This window comes from Flavobacterium bizetiae, from assembly GCF_024271895.1.
Lineage (GTDB): Bacteria > Bacteroidota > Bacteroidia > Flavobacteriales > Flavobacteriaceae > Flavobacterium > Flavobacterium bizetiae.
In genome coordinates, this window is sequence record NZ_CP091861.1 from 2,516,969 (window position 1) to 2,534,034 (window position 17,066).

General features: G+C 34.6%; 14 protein-coding genes. 6 read left to right on the forward strand and 8 right to left on the reverse strand.

Going from position 1 to position 17,066, the window contains the following annotated elements; genetic code table 11:
- Positions 1–114 precede the first annotated feature (114 nt).
- The 3 genes from L0669_RS10890 to L0669_RS10900 form a co-directional block, all read right to left on the reverse strand.
- Positions 115–1,431, reverse strand: a complete 1,317-nt coding sequence (locus L0669_RS10890; protein ID WP_173970715.1) for an ammonium transporter — start codon at positions 1,429–1,431, stop codon at positions 115–117.
- 339 nt (positions 1,432–1,770) lie between these two features.
- Complete coding sequence (locus L0669_RS10895) at positions 1,771–3,078, reverse strand: amidohydrolase family protein (RefSeq protein WP_263763418.1); 1,308 nt, start codon at positions 3,076–3,078, stop codon at positions 1,771–1,773.
- Between the two features lie 39 nt (positions 3,079–3,117).
- On the reverse strand, positions 3,118–6,108 hold the full coding sequence (locus tag L0669_RS10900; protein ID WP_263763420.1) for an amidohydrolase family protein: 2,991 nt from the start codon (positions 6,106–6,108) through the stop codon (positions 3,118–3,120).
- 127 nt (positions 6,109–6,235) lie between these two features.
- Here L0669_RS10900 and L0669_RS10905 point away from each other — a divergent pair, with 127 nt between their 5' ends.
- Positions 6,236–7,213 carry a Gfo/Idh/MocA family protein gene (locus tag L0669_RS10905; RefSeq protein WP_263763422.1) on the forward strand — a complete coding sequence of 326 codons (978 nt, stop codon included), beginning with the start codon at positions 6,236–6,238 and terminating at the stop codon, positions 7,211–7,213.
- A gap of 8 nt (positions 7,214–7,221) precedes the next feature.
- Here the strand turns inward: L0669_RS10905 and L0669_RS10910 are convergent, their stop codons facing one another.
- The gene (locus L0669_RS10910; RefSeq protein ID WP_263763424.1) at positions 7,222–7,920 is read right to left on the reverse strand and encodes a DUF1963 domain-containing protein; all 699 of its coding nucleotides are present in this window, start codon (positions 7,918–7,920) and stop codon (positions 7,222–7,224) included.
- An 89-nt stretch (positions 7,921–8,009) separates the two neighbouring features.
- On the opposite strand from L0669_RS10910, the gene L0669_RS10915 reads away from it, so the two are divergent.
- Entirely contained in the window at positions 8,010–9,545 is a 1,536-nt protein-coding gene (locus L0669_RS10915; RefSeq protein ID WP_263763426.1) for a YifB family Mg chelatase-like AAA ATPase, read from the forward strand.
- A gap of 363 nt (positions 9,546–9,908) precedes the next feature.
- Here L0669_RS10915 and L0669_RS10920 read toward each other — a convergent pair whose 3' ends face one another.
- On the reverse strand, positions 9,909–10,277 hold the full coding sequence (locus tag L0669_RS10920; RefSeq protein WP_263763428.1) for a nuclear transport factor 2 family protein: 369 nt from the start codon (positions 10,275–10,277) through the stop codon (positions 9,909–9,911).
- Positions 10,278–10,302: 25 nt separating this feature from the next.
- Complete coding sequence (locus L0669_RS10925) at positions 10,303–10,668, reverse strand: hypothetical protein (protein WP_263763430.1); 366 nt, start codon at positions 10,666–10,668, stop codon at positions 10,303–10,305.
- A gap of 237 nt (positions 10,669–10,905) precedes the next feature.
- On the opposite strand from L0669_RS10925, the gene nrfH reads away from it, so the two are divergent.
- From nrfH to L0669_RS10945, 4 genes are all read left to right on the forward strand, one after another.
- Positions 10,906–11,526 carry a cytochrome c nitrite reductase small subunit gene (gene nrfH, locus L0669_RS10930; protein ID WP_263763431.1) on the forward strand — a complete coding sequence of 207 codons (621 nt, stop codon included), beginning with the start codon at positions 10,906–10,908 and terminating at the stop codon, positions 11,524–11,526.
- Between the two features lie 59 nt (positions 11,527–11,585).
- Positions 11,586–13,052, forward strand: coding sequence for an ammonia-forming cytochrome c nitrite reductase (nrfA, locus tag L0669_RS10935; protein WP_263763937.1), 1,467 nt, complete (start codon positions 11,586–11,588; stop codon positions 13,050–13,052).
- Between the two features lie 110 nt (positions 13,053–13,162).
- Positions 13,163–14,410 carry a cytochrome c biogenesis ResB family protein gene (locus tag L0669_RS10940; RefSeq protein ID WP_263763433.1) on the forward strand — a complete coding sequence of 416 codons (1,248 nt, stop codon included), beginning with the start codon at positions 13,163–13,165 and terminating at the stop codon, positions 14,408–14,410.
- Between the two features lie 54 nt (positions 14,411–14,464).
- Positions 14,465–15,268 carry a cytochrome c biogenesis protein gene (locus tag L0669_RS10945; RefSeq protein WP_263763435.1) on the forward strand — a complete coding sequence of 268 codons (804 nt, stop codon included), beginning with the start codon at positions 14,465–14,467 and terminating at the stop codon, positions 15,266–15,268.
- Between the two features lie 61 nt (positions 15,269–15,329).
- Here L0669_RS10945 and L0669_RS10950 read toward each other — a convergent pair whose 3' ends face one another.
- Both L0669_RS10950 and L0669_RS10955 read right to left on the reverse strand, forming a co-directional pair.
- The gene (locus L0669_RS10950) at positions 15,330–16,016 is read right to left on the reverse strand and encodes a GNAT family N-acetyltransferase (protein WP_263763437.1); all 687 of its coding nucleotides are present in this window, start codon (positions 16,014–16,016) and stop codon (positions 15,330–15,332) included.
- A 17-nt stretch (positions 16,017–16,033) separates the two neighbouring features.
- Positions 16,034–16,903, reverse strand: coding sequence for an alpha/beta hydrolase (locus L0669_RS10955; protein ID WP_263763439.1), 870 nt, complete (start codon positions 16,901–16,903; stop codon positions 16,034–16,036).
- Between the last annotated feature and the right edge of the window lie 163 nt (positions 16,904–17,066).

Consider the following 17,066-nt stretch of genomic DNA (forward strand, 5'->3'; position numbering starts at 1 on the left):
TATCCTCTTTAATCTATCTTCTTTCCTCTAAAATAATTAAAACAAAAAAAGCACTCTAAGTCAGACTCAGAGCGCTTTTTTAATTTTGGCTAGGTTTTGGTTTTGGTTTGTTTTTTATAAAAATTCTCCGTGTTGAGAAATGTCTAATCCTAATTCTTCTTTTTCTTCAGTAACTCTTAGTGGTGTAATTTTATTTACAACAAAGAATAAAATATAAGAACCTACAAAAGCGAAGATTGAAACCACTACTAAAGCAGTTAATTGGTTGATGAATAAAGTTGGAGTTCCGAAAATCAAACCTTGATTATCTCCAACAGCCGGGTTGATAGCTTTAGAAGCAAAAACACCAGTTAACAACATTCCTACCATACCACCAACACCGTGACAGGCAAAAACATCTAAAGCATCATCAATTTTACCTTTAGGGAATTTACTTACTACAAGATTACTAACGATTGCAGAAAAAGCTCCGATGAAAATTGCGTGAGGAATGCTAACGAAGCCTGCGGCAGGTGTAATAGCAACAAGGCCTACCACAGCTCCGATACATGCACCAAGTGCTGATAATTTATGTCCGATTATTTTATCAAGGAAAACCCAAGCCATAGCAGCTGCTGCAGCGGCAACAGTTGTAGTTCCTAAAGCCTGAACAGCTAAACCGTTTGCTCCAAGTGCAGAACCTGCGTTGAAACCAAACCATCCGAACCACAGTAAACCTGTACCTAACAAAACATACGTAATTCTCGCAGGATTTACTTTTTGAACTTTTCTTTTTCCTAAGAAGATCGCTCCGGCCAATGCAGCCCAACCAGCGCTCATATGCACCACAGTTCCTCCGGCAAAATCTAATACTCCCATTTTAAAGAAAACTCCATCAGGATGCCACGTCATGTGTGCTAAAGGAGAATATATAAAGATGATAAATAAAACCATGAATAGTAAATAAGCCCAGAAACGTACACGCTCTGCAAAAGCACCCGTAATTAATGCAGGTGTAATGATGGCAAATTTTGCCTGAAACAATGCGAATAACATAAACGGAATAGTTGGGGCAAGACTCCATGCGGTATTAGTACCAACACCTTCAAAGAATAAATTAGTAGATGGATTTCCGATGATTCCTCCAATAGTAGGCCCAAAAGCCAATCCGAAAGCAACAACAACCCATAAAATAGTAACAATTACCATTGCCATGAAACTTTGAAGCATTGTACTGATAACGTTTTTCTTACCTACCATTCCTCCGTAGAAAAATCCTAGTCCTGGTGTCATAAGCAATACAAATGCAGTTGCTACGATCATCCAAGCTGTATCTCCTGTGTCAAACTTTACAGCTTCTGCCGGAATAGGGTTATCGCTCAGAATAAAGTTTGATATAAAGGTTAGTACCAAAATAGTGATTAGGATCACACTTAAAATAATTTTTCGCATAGTTATTTAGTTTTAAATTTTTTATAAAAGTATAAAATCAATCGACACCCCTATAAAAAATAGAGTGCAATGCTTAATTTTTGTTAATTTTAAAATTTAACCCCCTGTATTTTGCGTGTATTTGTTAAAATGAACTTAAAATTTGTAATTTATTAATGAGAAACACTAAGATTTGCTTGTAAAAAGATTTTGTTAACAGAAAAATGAAAGAATAATTGTAATTTTAAGAGTAGTTGTGCTTTAAAATTTAAAGATTTAATCGAAACTATGATAATTTTAAAATAAAAAGGCACCAAATGATTTTCTCAATTGGTGCCTTTTTTATAGAAAAGTGTTGGTTTATTTCTGGTTGTATTTCGCTTTAAATTTATCGTTTAATTTCGTTTGGAAAGTTTCTAAGTTAATCGATCTTCCCTGAATAAACGCAGTGGTTAATTTATTGGTTTTCATATCAAGAGCATCACCTTCAGAAATAAATAAAGTAGCATCTTTACCTGATTCTAAGGTGCCGCAAGTAGCATCAATACCTAATAATTTTGCTGTGTTTGATGTAATAAGTTGTAATGCTTTTTCTTTGTCTAAGCCAAAAGCTGCACAAGTTCCCGCCAGAAACGGAAGATTTCTAACACTCATACGTTCATGATCTCCGCTGTTTTCAAGCCCCACCACAATACCTTTATCCGTAAGTATTTTAGCCATTTTGTACGGAAGATTTACATCTTCGTCATCACTTGTTGGCATATCATGAACGCGTCTTAGTAAAACACCCACATTATATTTTTGCAAAACATCAGCTGATTTGTATGCTTCGAATCCGCCAACAATTACAATTTTTTTGATCTGGTTGTCAACGGCCAATTGTATTGCGTCTACAATTTGTTTCTCTTCATCAGCATGAATATAAAGTGTTTGAGTTCCGTCAAAAAGACCTTTTGTAGCTTCTAAAACTACGTTTCTTTCTTTTGCAGGAGCCTGATTGTATACTCTTGAGTTGATAAGAAATGCCGATACTTCTTCAACTTGTTTAGGATAATCTTTGTTGGCTTCGATTATTCCCGGTTCGAACCACGATCCGGATCTTTTAAAGTTCGATGGAAAATTAAGATGAATTCCGTCGTTTTCTTTTAAAATAGCATCTTGCCAGCTCCAGGCATCTAACTGTACAACTGAAGATGTTCCTGAAATTCGGCCTCCACGTGGCGTAATTTGTGCAATTAAAATACCGTTTGGACGTACTGTTTCTACTACTTTTGATTCTGAATTGTAAGCAATAATACTTCTCACATTCGGATTAAAACTACCAATTTCTTCCTGATCGTCTGATGATTTTACAGCATCAATTTCTACTAAACCTAATGTTGCGTTAGGAACGATAAATCCCGGGTAAACATGTTTTCCGCTGGCATCAATTGTAGTATCATAAGCATTGGCCGCAAGTCTTATTGTTGTTGCATCGGCTACTAACGTAATTTTTCCGTCTTTAAAACCAATTGCACTATTCTGGATAACAGTCCCATTGCCTAAATGCGCAGTGGCATTTAAGATTAAAACCGATTTAGTTTGTTTTGGTGCCGGTATTTGTTGTGCTTTTATTTGTACCGAAGCACAAACTGCGAGCAGCATTATATAGATGTTTTTATGTATCATATTGTCTTTTTTAATCTTTATGAATTTGTAACGCCCTAATTATTGTTCTAAAGTATCACAGTGATATTCTGTTTTTTCTTTTTTTGTAGGGGGTTGAGTGCTCAATCCTTTGTTTTTTTCTTGTAGCATTTGTCCAATCAACAAACTTCTTTCTTTAGTAATGGCCAATTGTTTTTCGGCATCTTTTTCAATATCAAAATAAACAACACCTTCAATAATTGTTTTTTCGGCTTTAGCATAAATAGATAAAGGATTGTCGCTCCATAAAACAACATCGGCATCTTTACCTACTTTAAGACTTCCTACTTTATCATCAATATGTAATAATTTAGCAGGGTTCAGGGTTACGAATTTCCAGGCATCTTCCTCAGAAATATTGCCATATTTCACCGCTTTAGCAGCTTCCTGATTCAATCTTCTTGACATTTCAGCATCATCAGAGTTATACGCTACCACCAATCCTTCATTGTGCATAATTGGCCCGTTGAAAGGGATTGCATCGTTTACTTCAAATTTATACGCCCACCAGTCAGAGAAAGTCGAAGCTCCAACTCCGTGTTGTTTCATTTTATCAGCTACTTTATAACCTTCAAGAATATGCGTAAAAGTGTTTACTTTAAAATTGAATTTCTCTGTAACATTCATCAACATCAAAATCTCAGATTCTACATAAGAGTGACATGTAATAAAACGCTCTTTATTAATGATTTCAGCAATAGTTTGTAATTCTAAATCAACTCTTGGCGCTTTTCCTTTTTTAGAACCAGCGTTGAATTTTTTCCAGCTTTCGTCATATTCTTTTGCACGCTGAAAATAATCAGTAAAAACCTGTTCAACACCCATTCTTGTTTGCGGAAAACGAGTAGGATTATCAATACCCCAATTCGCTTGTTTTACGTTTTCTCCCAAAGCAAATTTGATAAACTTAGGCTGGTTTTTGTATAACATTTCGTCTGGCGCAGCGCCCCATTTCCATTTTACAATAGCAGAACGTCCACCAATAGGGTTCGCAGATCCGTGTAATAATTGAGAGATCGTTACACCTCCGGCAAGATCTCTATAAATATTAATATCTTCAGAATTCACAACATCCTGAATCGTAACTTCGGCAGTAGAGTTGTGGCCCATTTCGTTTACACCTTTAGAAATAGCGATATGCGAGTGCTCATCGATAATTCCGCTTGTAATATGTTTGCCTTTTGCATCAATAACAGTTGCAGAAGCATCTGAAAGATTTTTACCAACAGCAGCAATTTTTCCGTTTTTAATTAAAATATCCGTTTCTGTCAGAATTCCTTCTTTTTCGTTCGTCCAAACCGTAGCATTTTTAAACAACAAAGTTTGAGCTGTTAGTTTTTTAGCATCGCCAAAAGCAACATTAGGATACGTTGTTGGGATAACAGGATTTGGTTTTTCTGCTTTTACAGTATCTTTTACTGCCACAAACGCACTGGTTCTTAAAGCTGTCCAAACCAGTTCATCTCCGTTTGCAAAGACCGCTTTTCCAGATAAACTTTCCGGTTTTTCTATAAAACCTGTTAAACGCGTAAAGTTAGCTTTGATAGTATCAGAAGGTTTAATTAAAAGGGAAATCCAGTTTTTAGAAACCGCAAAAGTGCTGTTTACTTTTTTATCGTCAGTGGTAGTTATTTCTGATTTTGGAGCATTAGCAGTTCCTTCAATTTTCCATTTATAGGTATCTTTTCCAACCGTTAGATTGTAGTTTCCGCGAATGTCTTTTGAATTAATATCATTTACAACATACTTCGTTCCCTGAACCCAGTTTTCGTATAAGATTGTTTTTTCATCGAAGATTTCTCCGGAAGTAATCACAAAATTGGCATAACTTCCAGTTTTTAAACTTCCTACTTCATTGCTTTTTCCAAGAATTGCAGCCGGAATTGTAGTCAGGGCTTCTAACGCTTTTGTTTTATCAAAACCGTATTTAATAGCCTTTAATAAGTTAGGTTTAAAGTCTTCTGTCTTTTTTAATTTGTCTGTAGTCAGCGCAAAAACAACACCATTATCAGATAATATTTTTAGGTTTGATGGAGCCTGGTTCCAGAAACGCATATCTGTTAATTCGATTTGATTTGATAAATACGGATTCGAAACATCATATGCTTCCGGAAAACTTACCGGAATAATAAATTTAGCATTCGTATTTTTGATTTCGTCGATTCTTTCAAACTCATTTCCATTACCTTTTAGAATATAGGTTAAACCAAATTCCTTAGCAATTTTAGCAGCTCTCAAACTGTTTAGTTTGTCTTCTGTAGTAAAAATCTGAACCAGTTTTTCATTGTTTGCCAAGGCTTCTAACGATAAATCTTTAGTTTCAGAATTTCCTTTTTTATACCAATCAAGATCCAAATACATTTGGCGTAACAAAGCCATCATACCCATTAATGAACTCGGATAAGCCTGATTTGTTAAAGCGCTTCTTGAAAAAGCAAGGTGATTCGTGATTTTATTGGCAATTATTTGTTTGCTGTTTTCAGTATTGTTTAATGCAACCAGGATTCCGGTTCCCTGAGCAATTCCGTCAGGAATGTGAGTTCCTACCACTCCAAAACCAGCTTTTAGTAATTCTTCTGCTTTTGGTTGGTCGTATTTAAAAGTCTCATAAGTATTTACTTCAGGACGAACGCTTTCGTTCCAGTAGTAACCCACTCTTTTTGTATCGTACAAAGGATCGCGGCTACGGCCTAAATTACTTTTTGGTTTTTCAACTCCAAAACTCGTGTAAATATCAATAAAAGAAGGATAAATTGTTTTTCCTTCAAGATCAATTGTGATACTGTTTTTAGGAATTGTAATGTTATTACCAACAGAAACAACTTTACCATCCTGAATGAGTAAAGTACCTTTTTCGATTTTTTGAGTTGGAGTAACATAGATTGTGGCATTTGTAAAAACAGTGTAATTTTTGTTTTTGTTCTGCACACTTTCATTAATAGGGAAATAATCCTGAGCGTATGTTTTTGTTAAAAAAACACTCAAAAAGAGTAGGAGTAGGGCTTTTTTCATAGTTAATTTGCAAATTTGTTGCTAAAAATATGAAATATATGTTATCTAAAATTTATTTTATAAATGTTTTTTCTTTATTTACATCATAATTAATTAAACCATTGATAAGTAGCACTTATAGAATAGTATGAAAAATGACAATACAATAAAGTGGGGAATTATTGGCTTAGGAAATATTGCAAATCAATTCGCAGCTGATTTAGTATTATTGCAAGATGCAACATTATTCGCGGTGGCTTCCCGCGATCATAATAAAGCAATTGAGTTTGCCCAAAAGTACAATTGCATAAAATCATACGATTCTTATGAGGCCCTTTTTAAAGATGATCAGGTAGATATCATTTACATTGCAACACCACACGATTCACATGCCGAATTATCCATAAAAGCATTAGAAAACGGAAAGCATGTTTTATGCGAAAAGCCAATGTCATTATCTTATAAAGATGCAGGGCGTATGATTGAAGCTTCAAGAAAACACAATAAATTTTTCATGGAAGCATTTTGGACACGTTTTATTCCATCGGTTAAAGAAGTTTTAGAGAAAATCAATAACGGAATAATCGGTGATATAAAGTATGTTAAAGCCGATTTCGCTTTTTATGCAGATGAAAAAGAAGGAGGCAGACTTTTTAATAAAAATCAGGGAGGAGGCGCGCTATTTGATATTGGCGTATATCCGTTATTTCTCTCCTATATAATGTTCGGAGTTCCTAAGGAAATAATAGCAAAATCGATCTATCATAAAAACGGAATTGATCTTCAAACTTCGATGATCCTGCAGTATGAAAATGCCCAGTCCGTTTTAAGTGCTTCGATTGTTTCAGAATCTGATATGAAGGCAACGATAGGCGGAACTCAGGGACATATCCAGCTCAATGCTCCGTGGTATATTGCTGATGGATATTCTGTTGCTAAAAATGATAAAGAAGAAACTTTTAGTTTACCCAATTTAGGCAAAGGATATATGCATGAAGCACTTGAATGTCATAATTGCATTAGAAACAATCAAATCGAAAGTAAGCTTTGGTCACATCAAAATAGTTTGGATTTGAGTAAAATTGTAGAGGAAATAAAGAATCAGATTGGTTTGAGTTTTGTTTAATTTATATTTTAATAAAAATCACAATAAAATACCCACTCTTCAGTCTTTGTATTTTTGGCTAAATAAATATTTCCGCTGTCTACAATATTTAAATTTGCTTTCCCGTCAGAAGCAATTTGGAAAACAAATTCGAAATCTTCTCCAAAATAAATTCCTGATTGATAATATGTTGCGTAACCGCCAATTTTGTGGCTATAATTGTTTTCGATAATATCGTAATAAGAATCAATAATTCCCGAGTCTTCAAGTTGATTGATTTTATCTGATATATCATCTGGTATTTCAGGATCTTCCCAAACCGGATAATCTTCTTCAATAAGTCTATTTGATAAAGGAAAAGGTTTTATAAATGAAGTATCATTTTTTAAATCCTTAACTACAATATTATCTACGCTTTTATATTCACGTAAAACCCAATTATTTCCATTAGCAGTCAAGTCCATTGGAAATTTTTTAGAAATGAAAACAGTAATAATCTTAGATTCTTTTAAAATCTCTGGTACAAAAGGTAAATCCTTAAAGCATAACTGAAATAAAGGAAGCATCAATTCTCCATCATTATCTAAAGGAATTTCTTCATTTTCGTGATACAAATAAACTCTCCCAATCCAGCTTTCTGTAATTGAATTTGTTGGTTTAAAACCACCAGATATAAATTCTGTTGCTTTTCTTGCAAGACTATTTTTTATTTTTTGAATTTCGCTCACTGTTAATCTTGAAAATTATTTAAATTATAAATATATTGTAATAAAATAGTTACAAATATATACTTTTACACTTTAATATAAAAGATTCTATGTTAGTAAAAGTTTACGGAAGTGCGGTTTTTGGAGTAGAAGCAACTACAATTACCATAGAGGTACATATGGATAAAGGAATTGGTTATCATCTGGTTGGATTGCCTGATAGTGCCATAAAAGAGAGCAGTTTTAGAATTGCGGCCGCCTTAAAAAACAACGGATTAAGTTTACCCGGAAAAAGAATAACCATAAATATGGCGCCTGCCGACCTTCGAAAAGAAGGTTCTGCCTACGATTTACCACTTGCAATGGGAATTTTAGTAGGTTCAGATCAGATAAAAGCACCCGCAATAGAAGAATATATTATCATGGGCGAACTCTCTCTCGACGGAAGTTTACAGCCCATTCGCGGAGCTTTACCCATTGCCATAAAAGCGAAAGAAGAAGGTTATAAAGGCTTTTTTCTTCCTATTCAGAACGTAAAAGAAGCAGCAATTGTAGCAGGATTAGATGTTTATGGTGTTTCAAATCTACAAGAAGTAATTGATTTCTTTGCTGGAAAAGACACTCTTAAGCCAACAGTAATTGACACGCGAGCTGAGTTTTATAAAACCTTAGATTTTCCTGAACACGATTTCTCAGACGTTCGCGGACAGGAAAGTATAAAACGCTGTATGGAAATCGCTGCAGCAGGAGGTCATAATATTATTTTAATAGGCCCGCCAGGAGCAGGAAAAACGATGCTTGCCAAACGAGTACCAAGTATTTTACCGCCAATGACCTTGCGTGAAGCTCTCGAAACTACTAAAATTCATAGTGTTGCCGGAAAATTAAAAGAAGTAGGTTTAATGAATCAGCGACCATTTCGCAGCCCGCATCACACCATTTCAAATGTGGCGTTGGTAGGCGGAGGAAGTTATCCGCAGCCCGGAGAAATTTCGATGGCGCATAATGGCGTTTTGTTTCTCGATGAATTACCGGAATTCAAACGTGATGTTTTAGAAGTCATGCGCCAGCCGCTCGAAGATCGCGAAGTCACCATTTCGCGTGCTAAATTTACCGTGACCTATCCTTCGTCGTTTATGCTGGTGGCCAGTATGAACCCAAGTCCAAGTGGGTTTTTCAACGATCCGAGTATGCCAAATACCTCATCGCCACACGAAATGCAGCGCTACCTCAGCAAGATTTCCGGGCCTTTGTTAGACAGAATCGACATTCATATCGAAGTTACTCCGGTTCCGTTCGAAAAGTTAGCCGATGATCGAAAAGCCGAGAGCAGCGTCGAAATTCGTAAAAGAGTAACAGCAGCGCGTGAAATTCAAACAAGGCGATTCGAAGCAATAGAAAATATACATTACAATGCACAAATGAGCAGTAAACTAATCCGGGAATATTGTGCACTCGATGAGCAATCCAAAGAGTTGCTAAAAACCGCCATGGAACGATTAAATCTCTCTGCAAGAGCCTACGACAGAATCTTAAAAGTCGCGCGTACCATAGCCGACTTAGATAACGCACCAACAGTTGTTTCGCAACACATCGCCGAAGCCATTCAATACCGAAGCCTCGATCGCGATGGATGGCTTGGATAGATTTCTGATTTTAGATTTCAGATTTTTGGAATTTGGAATTTTAACAATTTTGGAATTTATTTTTCAGGAGCAGAAAAATCATTTTTTATAATAACCTCCAGTCCCGCTGTACACTATATCTTTTTCTGTCTAAAGAAGCCAGAAAAAGGATACCGCTTCCATCGGGGCTAGGTGAGAGGTTTTGTTATTCATAAGAAAAACATAACATAAAATTGAGAAAGAATATAAATGACTAAATAAAAAAATCTGCGATAATCAGTTTAAATCTGTGCCAATCTGCGTGCCATTTTTCTCTCACAGCTTTGCATACGCTGCATTTTATCAATATAATCTAATATAAAAACTTTGTGTATGCGTTTAAGATTACTCAAATTTTAAACTAGCATTTCTGGACATCAAATACGAAGTTAATTTCTTTATTTTTCCTTTTTCCATTTCAAAAACATCACAAAAAACAGCGTCAAGAATATTGCCGTTTTTCATGTTTCCCTGCACAGCACCTTCTGCAATCACAATATTATTTTCCTCTATCAATTTTATAATCTGAATAGAAGGGCTTCCAACAAAATTATCATTCTCAATTTCTTTGTCAAACGCTTTTTTACCAATATGCTGGTAAATACCCGGCATTTCCCAAATCACATCTTCGGTGAGGCAGGCAAGTATTCTTTCATGATCGCTTACTCTAAAAGCAGCCATATATTCGGTTACAGTTTCTTTGTTTAGTGTCATGTCTATTTTTAATAAAAGTTAATAATTACTCAGTCACTTTTTTATATTCAAAAGTTCCCATTTGTGGCGTGGTAATAATGCGTTTGTTGGCATCAAAATAATCAACAGAGAATTTTACGGGCATCATAATCAGAATAATGGTAAGTTCAGCATTATCCTTTGATAGTTTCCACTTTGCTTTATGAGTCTCTTCTCCAACTAAACTTTCAAAATCTCCATTTTCTTTAAAAACCTGATACACCTGATCGGTTTTATAATACTCCTGAATGCTCTTTTCTTTTCCTTTTTTAGTCCATTTTACCAATTGCCATTTTCCTACAAGTTCTTTAGAGGTTTGAGCATTTACAGAGAGTCCTATTAAAAAAATTACGATTAAAAATATTTTTTTCATCATTGAAGAAATTATGTGTTGAAATATAAAATTAATAATTAATCTGTTTTGTATGTGTACATTAAGTAAATTTTATATTTAGAATTTTTATGTTAAATATTCAGATAAGAAAGCATTTTCTCAATAAAAAAAGCTTTGAATATGATTTTTATGGTGGTTTTCGCTTTTTCTGATAATTATCATTTATTTGTAGGAATTCACCATGTAATTTTGATCGTAAAATTAAGGGAAATTATTATGATCAAGATTTTAAATTATTTATTGCCTCCACGTAAATGGGTACCCTTTGTTATAGTGGCAGTTGGAGTAGGAACGGGATTATTTGCATACTTATTATATGTATCAAATGCAGTTTCTTATCTCTCAGATGATCCTAAAACATGTGTGAACTGCCATGTAATGACCCCTTTTTATGCCACCTGGCAACATAGCTCACATGGGCGCGTAACCACTTGTAATGATTGTCACGTACCTCATAATAACGTTTTTAATAAATATTTTTTTAAAGCAAAAGATGGTATTTATCATGCAACCGTATTTACATGGCGTGCAGAACCACAGGTAATTCATATTAAGGAAGCAGGAACAGATGTGGTTCAGAAAAACTGTCAGCGCTGTCACGGAGATCTTAATGCAAATGTTAAGACAACTGGAGTTACACTCGAAAGCAAAAGTCATGGCGAAGGGAAATTATGCTGGGATTGTCATCGCGAAGTTCCGCATGGCAAAGTAAACAGTTTGTCCTCTGTGCCAAATGCAAGAGTTCCGTTGTTAGAATCTCCAATTCCGGAATGGCTGCAAAAACAAACCGACAGTACGGCAATAGAAAAACAGAAAGAATCAAAACAAACTAAATAAAAAACAAACTAAAAAATTAATTAAATACAGATATAATTATGGCACCACTAAAAGAAACTATAAAACGCAAACCATGGATAGGATGGGTAATGTTTGGCGTTACAATGCTGGTTGTGTTTATGCTGGGATTACTGGTAAATAGTGTAATGGAACGTCGTACAGAAGCTTTATTTGTAAACAAAGTATTAGCTCCTGTTGGTCAGTTCGAATCTAAAAATGAAGTTTGGGGAGCCAATTATCCTCGTGAATTTCAAACCTATTACGAAACTGCCGATACTACTTTTGCAAGTAAATACGGTGGTGGAAAAATGAAAGATATGTTGCATGAAGATCCGCGTATGGTAGTACTTTGGGCTGGATATGCTTTCTCTAAAGATTACAATCAGGGTAGAGGACACTTTTATGCATTAGAAGATATTTATAATACATTAAGAACGGGAGCTCCAAAAGGACCTCAGGATGGACCTCAACCTGCTAGTTGCTGGGTATGTAAATCTCCGGATGTGCCACGTATGATGGATAAATTAGGTATCGATGAGTTTTACAAACAAACATGGGCTGCTTTAGGGCCAGAAATTGTAAACCCAATTGGATGTGCAGATTGTCACGATTCGAAAACCATGAACTTGAAAATTACACGTCCTGCTTTAATTGAAGCTTTTAAAGAACAAGGAAAAGATATTACCAAAGCAACTCATAACGAAATGCGTTCATTGGTTTGTGCACAATGTCACGTAGAATATTACTTTGATAAAAAATCTGTAGAAGGTGCTGCTAAAGTAAAATTCCCTTGGAAAAACGGTATGACAGTAGAGGATATGGAAAAATATTATGATGGTATTGAATTCTCAGACTTTACACATGCCTTGAGTAAAGCTCCGATCCTTAAAGCACAACACCCTGATTACGAAATTCACCAAATGGGTATTCACGGACAAAGAGGAGTTTCTTGTGCTGATTGTCATATGCCATACAAAAGTGAAGGCGGACAAAAATTTACAGATCATAAGATACAATCACCTCTTAATAACGTAGCCAATTCTTGTCAGGTTTGTCACCGTGAAGAAGAAAAAACATTGGTAGCAAACGTAACGGAACGTCAGGATAAAATTTATCAAATCCGTATTGAGCTTGAAGATCAATTAGTAAAAGCACATATTGAGGCAAAATTAGCCTGGGATAAGGGAGCAACAGAAGCTCAGATGAAAAATATTCTACAGTTAATTCGTCAATCTCAATGGCGTTGGGACTTTACTGCAGCATCACACGGAGGATCATTCCACGCTCCCTTAGAAACTGCCAGAGTGATTACCAATGGTCTGAACAAAGCAGCCGAGGCAAGAATAGCTTTGGGTAAAGTACTAGTTTCTTTAGGACAAACAGGACCAATACAATATCCTGATATTTCGACCAAAGCAAAAGCACAGCAGTTTATAGGTCTGGATATGGCAAAAGAAAGAGCTAATAAAGCTGAATTCAAAAAAACGCTTTTACCGCAATGGCTGGAACAAGCAAAGAAAAAATAATTGCTGTTTTAAGCAAATAAATATAAAATATATTTGAAGAGGGTTCATACAAGTTTCATTTAACTGTATGAACCCCTTTTCAAGTTAAATGTTTCAAATTCAAAATAAGAATGAGAATAGTTAATTTAGAAAATCAGAAAGTTTTTAAAAAGAAGCTTTGGCAGTTTCCCTGGGATTATAAAGAATCATTTATAATTGCTGCCGGATTACTGATAACCGGATACTTATTACAAATTACGACAAGAACAAGTATAAAAGCTGTAAGTGCGCCCGTAAATTATATTATTGGCGGTTTGTTTATAGCAATGTTGTTATTACTGCATTTTACCAGTAGAACACATCCTTGGGTAAAATGGTTAAGATCTGTTCCTGCATCCGTTAGTGCTATTGTTTTAGTTCTAATTCAGGCCATTATTATGGGAACACTTCCTCAGCAAAATTTTGTAGAAGGGGTAAAACCGGATTTGTTTGGTTTTTCTTTTGTTCTAACTAGCTGGCCATTTATAATCGCGCAATTGTATTTTCTTACTACTCTTGGTCTTGCAACTCTTAACAGAATGACGCCATGGCAATGGAAAAACTGGGGATTTATACTAAATCATTTAGGACTTTTTATTGCAATGACTGCAGGTATTCTTGGAAGCGGGGATCTGCAACGATATACAATGAAGCTTTATGAGAATCAATTAGTTTGGGGAGCCGAAAATGAAGAAGGTGTAATGGTGCCAATGCCTATTGCTTTTGAACTTACAAGTTTTGATATGGAAACCTTTACGCCAAAATTGGCATTAGCAGATATTACCAATAACAGTATCGAGACAAAAGGAGTCAATGCGCTGCGCATGATTACCAAAGGCGACAGTTATGATTATAAAGGGTACAAAATTAAAATTGTTAACTATATCGAAGACAGTAAGTTTACCGGAAATGGCTATTTTCCTGTTAACGAAGAAGGTGCAACTCCTGCAGCTTTAGTCGAAGTAAAATCAGCAACAATAGACACTACTGCCTGGATTAGCTGCGGAAGTTTTGCAACTGAATATTCTTATTTGCAATTGAATGATAAAGAAGCTATTGTAATGTTGCAACCAGAAGCAAAAAAATACAGTTCGCATGTAAATGTCTATGTTAAAGATGGTAAAAATGATAAAACTGTAATCGAAGTTAATAAGCCTTATAAAGTTGGAGGCTGGAAAGTATACCAATTAAGTTACGACGAAAAGTTTGGAAAATGGTCTAAATTAAGTGTTGTAGAACTGGTTCGTGATCCTTGGTTGCCTGTTGTATACTCTGGTATTTTTATGATGATTATTGGAGCGGCCTATTTGATTTTTAAAGGAAGAGGAACTGTGATTTAGCTCATTACGAGTATGAATTAACGTTTGAATTATATATAATTAAAGATTTTTTAAATGAATTACTGGATCTATTTTTCTCATTATGCATTTGTAGCTATTATTTGCTGGCTAATTTGTATGTTGTTTCAGGTTATAAAGTTAAAGCGTAATAAAATGTTACCTATTTTGCTTTTTGCAGCATTAGGAGGTTTGTCTATGATTGTGTTTACGTATAACTTATGGCAAAACTTAGGACGTCCGCCAATGCGTACTCTTGGTGAAACAAGGCTTTGGTATGCTGTGTTTTTGCCTGTTATTGGCATTATAACATATATAAGGTGGCAATATAAATGGCTGCTCAACTATAGTTTGGTAATGGCAACTGTATTTTTAACTATTAATTATTTTAATCCGGATACTTATAATAAGGCTTTAATGCCGGCCTTACAAAGTGTTTGGTTTGTACCACATGTTTTAGTATATATATTTTCGTATGCCTTACTCGCCGCTTCCTCAATTGTGGCGTGTTATGGACTGTTTGAATATTATCGAGGTAAGTATAAAAAAAACATACTTGAATTGGCCAATAATTTGGTTTATGTAGGTTTTGGTTTCCTTTCGTTAGGATTATTGTTTGGAGCCTTATGGGCAAAAGAAGCCTGGGGACATTATTGGACCTGGGATCCTAAAGAAACCTGGGCAATGCTTACCTGGTTAGGATATTTAATTTATATACATATTCATTATCGTTATCCGGAAAGTATTAAACCTGTTTTGATCACTTTGGCTCTGGCATTTGTAGTACTGCTGCTTTGCTGGTTTGGAGTAAATTATATGCCATCTTCAGCACAAAGTGTGCATACTTATACCAATGGATAAATTAAAATGAGCAGAAATTTATTTTATAAATTTCTGCTCATTTTTTTATTAATCAATATTATTACTGATTCTTGGATATATTCCAAAAGCTGATTTTTCTTCTTGTTACAAAACCTAGCTTTTCATATAATGCAATTGCGCCAATATTATTTTCGACGACATGCAAATAAGGAGTTTTATTTTCGTCAAAAATCGCATTCACACATTGAGCAATTAGCTGTTTTGCATAGCCTTTTCCGGTATGATCAGGATGAGTAATAATGGCACTGACTTCTGTAAAATGATCCATTTTCATTCGTTCTCCCGTAATTGCTATTAATTGATTTTCTTTAAAAATTCCGTAGTAATTACCTAATAAAGCGGTTTTATTTTTGAAATATCCTGGCTGAACCAAATTGACTAATTGTACTAATTCGTCATTATGTTCTTCAGTAAGTTTTACGATTTCATCAGTTATAGGTAGCTCTATTTTATCATAAACAATCATTTGAAGACAAACCAATTCTTTTTCAATTTTTAGCGTGTTACGTATTTCCGGTTTTTCACCCACAATGAAAAACTTCTCTGATAATGCCGAATATTGGTTGGCCGCGTTTGAAGTACTTTCAGATAGAGCAAAACCTCCAAAAGGACAATAATCAGGATTATAGAATTTAGTTCCGTTATAATCAATTGCAAATGCTGTGTGGATTTCTGATAATGAATTCCAAACCGGATTGTCTAGCTTATTTTCTTGTATACTTTTCATTATTGTAATTATTGCCGTTATTCTTTCTCTATTGGATAAAAGAATTTAAATGAATTCGCTGTTGCGGGATGCAAAATAGTACCATGATTTTCGAGAGGGAAATAATCAAAATAAACTTTTAAGTTTTTACTTTTTGTTGCTTTAATTTTTTCGGCAAGCAGGTTAGCATCTACTTCCATCACTCTTGGGATTTCTGTTGGGGTTAAACCTTCTTTCCCTACAGCAATATAAATATCCGTTTTTTGATTAAAGTTTTCCTGAAAAATGATGCTGTCCTGATTTAGTATAGAACCATTGTTCCACCAAATACTTGGACTAACAATGACATATTTATTAAAAAGAGTTGGTTTTTTTAATAAAATTTCAGTTTCTAATAATCCGCCTAACGATTGCCCGATAATGGTTTTAGAATCATTTGTTTTGTATTTTTTATCTATAAAAGGTTGCAACTCTTTTTCGATAAAAGCAATAAATTTATCTGAATGTCCAGAAGTTGCAAAACGTTTCTGATCTTTTTCTATGGTTGTCGGAAATGTAAAATCTCTTCTTCTGTCAACCGTTGCAATTCCAACAACAATAGATTTAGGAACCTGATTGATCCATTCAAAACTATTAAATTGTACCAAGCCTGCGATATGTATAAAGTCTTCATCAGCAGAACCGTCTAATAAATAAATTACGGGATATTTTGTAGCATCTTCTGATTTATAGCCTTCAGGAAGATAAATATTCAGGATTCTTTTTTCGCCCAGTTCTTTCGATTGTATCTCATCAATAACGCCTAATACAAAAGGTTTGCTGGAATCTGTTGATTTGGATTTACTGGTTTGACTAAATGATAATGTTGAGGTAAAAAATAATAATGTAAAGGCAATAATTTTATTCATTTTGTGGTGTTTAATTTGTTTCCGTTTTTAAACTTTTATGAAAGTATTTAAAGGCTGGATTACAAATTTAAGACATTCTGAAATTTTTATGAACATGAAAGTAAAATATAAAAACAAGCTATAAAATAAATCCCTGTCATTATTTAATGACAGGGATTTATGA